This is a genomic window from Eubacterium sp. MSJ-13 (genome assembly GCF_018918235.1).
Classification (GTDB): Bacteria; Bacillota; Clostridia; order Lachnospirales; family Lachnospiraceae; genus Butyribacter.
Genome location: NZ_JAHLQE010000107.1, coordinates 1 through 8,718 on the forward strand (window position 1 = coordinate 1; position 8,718 = coordinate 8,718).

Annotated in this window: 7 protein-coding genes; all 7 read left to right on the top strand. The window is 35.8% G+C overall.

Annotated elements, in window-relative coordinates; translation table 11 throughout:
* The first annotated feature begins 250 nt into the window (after positions 1 to 250).
* The 7 genes from KQI69_RS07045 (at position 251) to KQI69_RS07075 (ending at position 8,420) form a co-directional block, all read left to right on the top strand.
* Positions 251 to 1,957 (top strand): AAA family ATPase, encoded by a 1,707-nt coding sequence (locus tag KQI69_RS07045; protein WP_216564638.1) that lies wholly within the window; start codon positions 251 to 253, stop codon positions 1,955 to 1,957.
* A gap of 51 nt (positions 1,958 to 2,008) precedes the next feature.
* Positions 2,009 to 2,671: a trimeric intracellular cation channel family protein gene (locus KQI69_RS07050; RefSeq protein WP_216564639.1), complete on the top strand. Its 663-nt coding sequence runs from the start codon at positions 2,009 to 2,011 to the stop codon at positions 2,669 to 2,671.
* A 32-nt stretch (positions 2,672 to 2,703) separates the two neighbouring features.
* Positions 2,704 to 3,048 carry a hypothetical protein gene (locus tag KQI69_RS07055; protein ID WP_216564640.1) on the top strand — a complete coding sequence of 115 codons (345 nt, stop codon included), beginning with the start codon at positions 2,704 to 2,706 and terminating at the stop codon, positions 3,046 to 3,048.
* Positions 3,049 to 3,055: 7 nt separating this feature from the next.
* A complete protein-coding gene (locus tag KQI69_RS07060; protein WP_216564641.1) occupies positions 3,056 to 3,796 on the top strand; it encodes a LytTR family DNA-binding domain-containing protein in 741 nt (246 codons plus the stop codon).
* A 9-nt stretch (positions 3,797 to 3,805) separates the two neighbouring features.
* Positions 3,806 to 4,528, top strand: a complete 723-nt coding sequence (locus KQI69_RS07065) for a sensor histidine kinase (protein WP_253289046.1) — start codon at positions 3,806 to 3,808, stop codon at positions 4,526 to 4,528.
* Positions 4,529 to 4,734: 206 nt separating this feature from the next.
* Positions 4,735 to 6,573, top strand: a complete 1,839-nt coding sequence (locus KQI69_RS07070; RefSeq protein ID WP_216564642.1) for an ABC transporter ATP-binding protein — start codon at positions 4,735 to 4,737, stop codon at positions 6,571 to 6,573.
* A gap of 2 nt (positions 6,574 to 6,575) precedes the next feature.
* Positions 6,576 to 8,420, top strand: coding sequence for an ABC transporter ATP-binding protein (locus KQI69_RS07075; RefSeq protein WP_216564643.1), 1,845 nt, complete (start codon positions 6,576 to 6,578; stop codon positions 8,418 to 8,420).
* The last annotated feature ends 298 nt before the right edge of the window (positions 8,421 to 8,718 follow it).

Sequence of the window (8,718 nt, forward strand, 5' to 3'; positions counted from 1 at the left end):
GGAAAATGCTCGTAACATAGTGGAAAACCAACGAGAATTGCGAAGCAATTCTTGGAGGGAAAAACGCTGGTTTTGCCCTTTTTTATGATATGGGGGATTTTGTACTATATCATAAAATTGTGCATGTGTTTAAAAAAGAAAGCTGTTGCTAATAGATTTATGTTACTTTACATTAATATATTCCAATGTTAAGATATTGTTATAAATAAATGAGGGGAATCTGCTTAAAAGGCAAAACAGGAGGGAGTATATGGCAAGGACTGTAAGTATAGGAAATCAGGATTTTGAATCAATTCGCACGAAAAATTGTTTTTATGTAGACAAAACATTATTTATAAAACAGTGGTGGGATAAGGAGGATATAGTTACACTTATAACGCGTCCACGCCGTTTTGGAAAAACATTAAATATGAGCATGATAAATTGCTTTTTCTCAAATAAGTATGCAGGTAGGGGAGAGTTATTTGAGGGACTTGATATTTGGAAACATGAAGAGTATCGTGAAATTCAGGGAACATATCCTGTGATATTTTTGAGTTTTGCTGAGATAAAACAAGATAATTATAATGATGCTGTTGAAAAGATTAAGAGAATAATATGTGATACATGCCAGCAGTTCGATTTTTTAAGAGATTGGGATGGATTAACGGAAATAGAAAAGAAAAATATAAATAATATAAGTTATGATATGAGTGATGTTATGGCACAGGACTTACTAAAGAATATGTCAAATTATCTCAGTCGTTATTATAAAAAAAATGTTATAATTCTTTTGGACGAATATGACACACCGATGCAGGAGGCTTATATAAATGGGTATTGGGAGAAACTTGTGGTATTTACAAGGAGCTTTTTTAATTCTACTTTTAAAACCAATCCGTATCTTGAAAGAGCGATAATGACAGGTATTACAAGAGTTTCGAAGGAGAGCATTTTTTCTGATCTGAATAATTTGAAAGTTATAACAGTCACAAGTGAAGAATATTCAAAGTGCTTTGGTTTTACAGAGGATGAGGTGTTTGCGGCACTTGATGAACAGGGGCTTTCTAGTGAAAAAGAGAAAGTGAAACTGTGGTATGACGGATTTATATTTGGTAAGAGAAAGGATATTTATAATCCATGGTCAATAATCAATTTTCTTGACGAGAATAAATATAAAACTTATTGGGCGGATTCAAGTTCCAATGGACTGATAAACACTTTTGTACAAAAGGGCAGTTCTTATATAAAAATGATGATGGAGACACTTCTTAAAGGTGGGACAATAGATGTTCCGGTAGATGAGCAAGTGGTATTTTCAGAACTTGATTATTCAGATGACGCAGTATGGAGTCTTATGCTTGCGAGTGGTTATCTTAAAGTGATATCGTCTGATGAACTTACCGGAGAGCGTAGAAAGGCAGCCATGTATAAACTTGCACTTACAAACTTTGAAATACATCTTATGTTTGAAAATATGGTGTTTAGGTGGTTTAGTCCTGCGAAGATGGAAACAAATGAGTTTGTAAAAGCACTTATAGGTGGAGATATAGAAAGCATGAATGATTATATGAATGATGTAGCTTTAAAAACATTCAGTTCATTTGACTCTGGAAAGGAAACATCGGCAAAAAAAGCACCGGAAAATTTTTTCCATGGTTTTGTATTGGGACTTATGGTCGATCAATCAGACAATTATATCATAACCTCAAATCGTGAAAGTGGATATGGACGCTATGATATCATGCTTGAACCAAAAGATAAACAAGTCGATAAATATCCAGGAATTGTAATAGAGTTTAAGGTGATAAATTCCAGAAAAGAAAAATCACTTGAAGAAACTGTACAGGCGGCATTAAAACAGATAGAGGATAAGGATTATGATGAGGAGCTTATAAAAAGAGGAGTGAAAAAAGAAAATATCCATCACTATGGTTTTGCGTTCAGAGGTAAAGAGGTGTTGATAGATGGCAGATAGCCATTTTAGCAACTAGTGATACAGGACATTTATGGAAAGTAGAGATTAAAAATGAATGATCTGATAGATATTTTAGATATAATAGGAGTTGTTGCATTTGCGATATCAGGTGCTATGACTGCGATAAAAAAGAAGATGGATCTGCTCGGAGTATGTGTGCTTGGAATCGTGACCGCGGTAGGTGGCGGTATAACTAGGGATGTTCTGCTAGGCAATACACCGCCGTCAGCATTTAAAGATCCGAGAGATGTCTGTATAGCTGCAATAATCTCATGTATCGTATTTGGATTTATGCTAATAAAAGCATCGGAGCACATAAAAGAGCAGAGTGCAGGGTTTGTTGCACTATATGAAAATGTGCTGATGCTTTCAGATGCTGTGGGGCTTGGAGCATTTACAGTCATAGGAATAGATGTGGCTAAAAAGACTGTCAGTGATTACAACACAAATGCGTTTCTGCTTATATTTGTCGGAGTTATAACAGGAGTAGGCGGTGGCGTTCTGCGTGACATAATGAGTGGGATGATACCGTATATATTTAAGAAACATATATATGCGGTTGCATCGGCAGCAGGAGCAGGTGCTTACATAGTGATTGACAATTATATAGGAAGGAACACTGCGATAGTCGGATGTTCGGTGCTTGTCGTGGTGGTGCGTGTTCTGGCGGCTCATTTTGAGTGGAATCTGCCTAAGATAAAATATGGAGAATGATTTTTTATACAAAATAAAGGAGGTTGAAAAAAATGATTATTGCTTTTATTGTGTGGAGTATGTGTGCGGTTTTGTTTTTGATTATTGGTATAGTAGACAGAAAGTCAGAAAAACCTGTCGGCTTTTGGTCTAATGCTAAACCATGGTCTAATGTTAAAGAGCTTGAGGTTACAGATATGAGAGCGTATAATAACGCAGTATCTACCATATGGATTGTTTTTGCCATAGTATTTGAATTACTTGGTCTGCCGTTCCTGTTTTTTGAGCAGAACAGTCCGGTATTTTTGGCTGTTATGGCAGGAGTTGTGATTTTGATAATTGCAATCATGTTAGCTTATATGAAGGTAGAAAACAAATATAAAATTAAACAGAGGTGAAAATCCGATGGAACCAGAGAAGATGAGGGCAGCAGTATGTGAAGATGTTTTGGAAGAGGCTCAGTGGCTTTCTGACATGATATACAAGTGGTATGCTGATAAAGGCATAGAAGGCGAGGTCAGCATTTTTGAAGATGCTGCCAGATTTCTTTTTGCGAGAGAGGATCATAGTTTTGATGTACTGTTTCTTGATATAAGAATGCCTGGAGAAAATGGGGTATCTTTGGCTAAGCATCTTCGCAGGCTTGGCGATGATATGCCTATTATATTTGTGACAGGCGAGAGGGAATATATTCTTGAGGGTTATGAGGTGGAGGCACTTCATTATCTGATAAAGCCGGTGCAGGAAAAAAAGATTTTTGAATGTCTTGAGAGAGTTTACCGCAATGCAGCACAGCAGGAAGCATATGTGATATTGACAGGAGATATGGGTGTTGTTAAAGTTTTACAAAAGGATATATATTATATAGAAGTATTTGGTCATGATATGAAATATGTGACAAGGCAGGGGGAATTTTTTAAAACAGGTTCATTAAAGGAAGCCTTAAGTGAGCTTTCGGAGCAGGATTTTGTAAGCTGTTATCGTGGAATTGCAATAAATCTCCGTTATATATGGCGTATAGAAAAAGATAAGCTGTATATGGTAGAGGAGTGCCGCAGCTTTGAAAAAAATGTTCCGGTGAGCAGGAGAATGTATAAGCAGGTCAATCAGAAATTTATTGATTACAATAGAAAACAGGAAGATTAGAGGATTATTATGGAACTTATAATAGCAATAGTTTCAATATGCATTTTTATTGCATTATTATCTTTCAGCATTTTGAAAATATGGCTGCCGGGATATATGGTGCGTGAAATGGAGCAATATCAAAACAAGCTTCTTGAGCGTCAGTTTGAGGAGATTGACAATACATATCGTGAGATGCGTGGATGGCGGCATGATTATAAAAATCATATGCAGGTGCTTAAGATTTATGTCGAAAACAGACAGTGGGAAAATGCAAGGAATTATATTGTACAGATGAATGAGGATTTAGAGAGCATAGATCATGTTATAAAAACAGGAAATATCATGGCAGATGCTATCGTAAACAGTAAGGTATCTCTTGCAAAGAAGAAAGACATAAAACTTGATGTAACAGCAAAAATACCAAAGGAAATACCGATGACGGATGTGGAATTTTGCGTTGTTTTTGGAAATATTATGGACAATGCAATAGAGGCATGTGAGAAGCTTGCATCAAAAGAAAATAAATTTATCAGAGTATATATAGGTGTATTTAAAAAACAATTTTATATGTCTGTCAGCAATTCTACAGATCAGAAAAAACGGACAAAAAAATATTTATCAATGAAGGGTGAAGGGCATGGATTTGGTTTACAGCGTATAGATAAGATCATTCATGACAAAAACGGATATCTCAATCGTCAGAATGAACCGGGAGTATTTGCGACTGAGATAATGCTGCCATATATTTAGCAGTATTAAGAAAATACCGCTTTTATTGTGTAGAACAATAAATTTCGTGTAGTGACTTGTTTGTATCAGAAGAATATAAGAATAAAATACCGCTTAAGTTAAAAATCATACCGCTTATGTAAAAAAGGCACAAGAGGTATGATTTTTTATTATACTAAAAGCAGTTCATGATAGTTTATCAAATATTTTGAGAAAGGATGAGAAAAATGGGAGAGAAAAAAAGAGGTGTAAATCCTGCCATGCCAAGTTATTGTTCTGCATTTTGGGATTGTATCAGAACTATATGGAGTATGGATAAAAAAGTGTATCTTTATGGCTTAGCAGCATTGCCATTTGCAGCATTACAGCAGATACTGCCATTTTATATGCCTAAGCTGGTAGTGCAGGGAGTTGAGGAAAATGCCAGAATGACAACGCTTATACTTCAGCTTTGTGCTTTAGTTTTTATTCTTTTAATATGTGTTATTGTCAGATGGCATTTCAGTGGACAGATTACAAGCCGCAATCAGATTATTGCAAAAGGGCTGCAAAACAGATTTGCGAAAAAATTACTTATGGTAGATTATAGTTATCTGGAGGATAAGAAATTTCTTGAACTTAGAAATGTAGTAAAAAAGGATCTGTTTGGTGGAAAGGTTGGCGATGATGATTCCACAGGAAATTTAAAGTATTTTGTGAAAGATATTTTTGAATTATTTTCAACATTTATAATGTTGATAGTCTATATTGCATTTATTGTCCGGCTTGAATGGTGGCTTGTTTTGATATTTGCAATGCTGTTTGCGGTGAGCTTTTTTAGTGGAAAGCTTACGGGAGCATACGAAAAGAAATGGGCAAAAGAGGGTGGTGAGGTCTGGCAGAAGATGGATTATATTACCAGACGCACCGAGGATTTTTCGATGGCAAAAGATATAAGAATGTACAATATGGAGAATTGGTTCGATGCACTTTTTAAAAAATATCGTAAGAAAAGACTTGATTATAAAGCAAAAGAAATGGAATATCGTCTGTTTGGAGAAGGGGTTACTGCTTTGCCTGAAATGATATCGTATGTATTATTTTATGGAGTGATAGTCTGGAAATTTTTTAAAGGAGAGATGCCGATATCTGATGTTATATTCTATAATGGAATGATATCAGGCTTTATGCTTCAGAGAAACTCAGGTATGACTAATCTGCATCATCTTATAAACAGTGTATCAGCATTTGGTCGTTATAAAGAATTTATTATATATGGTGATGATATGTCGGTAGAAGCTGCTGAGCTTAAAAAAGCTGCACCACAGATAGAGCTTAAACATGTCAGCTTTGCCTATCCTTCTTCAGAGCATGACATTATTGATGATATGAGCCTTAAGATAGATGCAGGAGAAAAAATAGCAGTTGTCGGGCTGAATGGTGCCGGAAAGACAACTCTTATGAAGCTTATTTGCGGACTTTTGCATCCGACAAAGGGAAAAATTCTTCTAAACGGAGTAGATATGGAAACAATGACTCAACAGGAAATATATGCGTGGTTTTCATGTGTTTTTCAGGATGTCCATTTTCTGCCGCTTTCAGTCAGGGAAAATATCAGTATGAAACCTTTAAATGGCAAAGTTGATGACAGGGTATGGGAATGTCTTGATAAAGCTGGAATGAGTGAGGTTATTAACGAGTTGCCAGGGAAGGATGATACCTTGATGGAAAAATCACTAAATGATGAGGCAACAGATTTTTCAGGAGGACAGCGTCAGAAACTGATGCTTGCGAGAGCATTGTACAGAGACAGCGGAGTTTTGATATTGGATGAGCCGACAGCAGCACTGGATGCGATAGCGGAAAGTGATATTTATCAAAAATATGCATACTTTACGCAGAATAAAACATCATTTTTTGTATCGCACAGATTGTCAAGCACAAGATTTTGTGACCGCATTATTTTGATTGATGGAGGAAAGATTGCTGAGGAGGGCACACACAAAAGCCTGCTTGAAAAAAATGGAATATATGCAAAAATGTTTTCTCTTCAGAGCAGATATTATCAGGAAAGGGTGGTGGATTAGATATGTCTAAAAAAGAAATGATAAAAACAAATCTGCGTGGATTGAAATTGGTGTATTCATCACTTTCTATTCCAAAGATTTTTGTTATATTGTTTGTTGTATTTGATGTAATGTATAATTACTGGGGGTTGTTTTTTGCTTCGCGCCTTATTGATGACCTTGTTTTAAGGGTTGAAAGAGAGCGTATATTAGGAGATTTTTTAGGACTTACAGTTGGAAATGGGATTTTGTATTTTGCAATGTGTGTGGTGGTAAAATTTTATTTTTATGGTGGCTCCATGATATGGGAGGATGCAAATCATGAATTAAACAAAAAGCTTATGTCAATGGATTATGAATATATGGAATCTGAAACTATCCAAAACAAACGGCGCGATATTGACAATATGGCTCGTGAGCATGGCAGTGGACTTAATATGCTTTTCTGGACAGCTACACCATTTGTTGAGCGTCTGCTTCAGCTTATCGTTGCGGGTATCATTACAGTACAGCTTTTTGTAAAATGTCTTACAGCTTATAAGACACAGGAGTGGAAAGGGATTTTAATAGTTTTATCTTTTGTTGCATTTTTGATAATATTTTTGTATGTAAATCAGAGAATGACACAGAAGATACAGGCTAAAATAAATAAAAGTGTAGAAGAAAGACTTCCATATACGAGAAAATATGATTTTTATGTTGATGAATATATTGGTAGAGAAGAATGTGGAAAAACAGTGCGGCTGTTTAACCAGCAAAGTCTTTTGTCAGAAACACTTAATGAGATTTTTGAGAAAGTATCAAAGCTTTTGAGCAGGCAGACAATTCTTGAAGCAAGAATGAACCAGTGGGCAGAGGGAATAAATGTATTAATCTCAGGAATGATCTATCTTTTGCTTGGCATTATGGCATTGAAGCGTGTAATTTCTGTTGGAAGTATATGTCTTTATGCGGGATGCATTACCAATTTTTTGTGGCATTTTCAAAGATGGAACCAGCAGGTATCAGTATTGAAAATGAATACAAAATATGTAAAACAGTACCTTGATTTTCTGGATATAAAAAATAAAAAATACGAGGGAACACTGCCGGTGGAAAAGCGTGATGACGATAAATTTATGATTGAGTTTGAAAATGTATCATTTCATTATCCGGGCAGTGAGAAAAACATATTGGAGAATTTTTCTATCAGATTTAATATAGGTGAAAGACTTGCCGTTGTCGGGAGAAATGGTTCAGGCAAAACGACATTTATCAAGCTGTTGTGCCGCTTGTATGATCCAACAGAGGGAAGGATACTTTTAAACGGAATAGATATAAAAAAATATGACTATAAGGAATACTTAAGTCTGTTCAGTGTAGTATTTCAAGACTTCCAGATACCGGCATTTACACTGGGTCAGGCAGTTGCAGCATCACAGGAATATGATGAGGAGCAAGTAAATGATGCCGTAAAAAAAGCAGGACTTTCAAGTCTGGCAGCAAGAATGCCGTATGGAAATGAGACATATCTTACAAAGGAATTTGATAAAACCGGAGTTGATATATCAGGTGGTGAAGCACAAAAACTTGCGATTGCAAGAGCATTGTACCACGATACTCCATTTGTCATACTTGATGAGCCGACAGCAGCACTTGATCCTATTGCTGAATACGAGGTGTATGCTAAATTTGATGAACTTATCGGGACAAAAACAGCAGTATATATATCGCATCGGCTTTCAAGCTGTCAGTTTTGCAATGATATTCTTGTGATTGATGATGGAAAGGCAGTACAAAGAGGCAGTCATGAAAAATTGATTGGCGAGGAAGGTCTTTATGCAAAGCTTTGGAAAACACAGGCAAAATATTATCAGAAAACCCAGTGATGTTACTGAAAAAACTTCTGGCACTTATATTTCTTTACTTTGAGATGTTTCAATGTTAAAATGCAGTTATAGAATATTGCGTGATTTTGTATAAAACTATTTTTTGCAAGTTAAGCATAGCCTGATGTTGGCTATATTATTTCTGAGCGGAAGCGAATAGCTTTCATGGAATTATTTTGTAAGAAAGTCACTCAGAAATGAGGATTAGCGTGAGGATTAAAAATGCATACAGGAGGGTGTATATGGCAAGAGTTGTAGGGATAGGAAATCAGAGTTTTGAATCAATTATAAAAGAAGA

Excerpts from the sequence above, each read along its gene's own strand:
- KQI69_RS07065 (WP_253289046.1), top strand. The coding sequence starts at position 3,806 with ATGGAACTTATAATAGCAATAGTTTCAATATGCATTTTTATTGCATTA.
- KQI69_RS07060 (WP_216564641.1), top strand. The coding sequence starts at position 3,056 with ATGGAACCAGAGAAGATGAGGGCAGCAGTATGTGAAGATGTTTTGGAA.
- KQI69_RS07045 (WP_216564638.1), top strand. The coding sequence starts at position 251 with ATGGCAAGGACTGTAAGTATAGGAAATCAGGATTTTGAATCAATTCGC.
- KQI69_RS07070 (WP_216564642.1), top strand. The coding sequence starts at position 4,735 with ATGGGAGAGAAAAAAAGAGGTGTAAATCCTGCCATGCCAAGTTATTGT.
- KQI69_RS07055 (WP_216564640.1), top strand. The coding sequence starts at position 2,704 with ATGATTATTGCTTTTATTGTGTGGAGTATGTGTGCGGTTTTGTTTTTG.
- KQI69_RS07050 (WP_216564639.1), top strand. The coding sequence starts at position 2,009 with ATGAATGATCTGATAGATATTTTAGATATAATAGGAGTTGTTGCATTT.
- KQI69_RS07075 (WP_216564643.1), top strand. The coding sequence starts at position 6,576 with ATGTCTAAAAAAGAAATGATAAAAACAAATCTGCGTGGATTGAAATTG.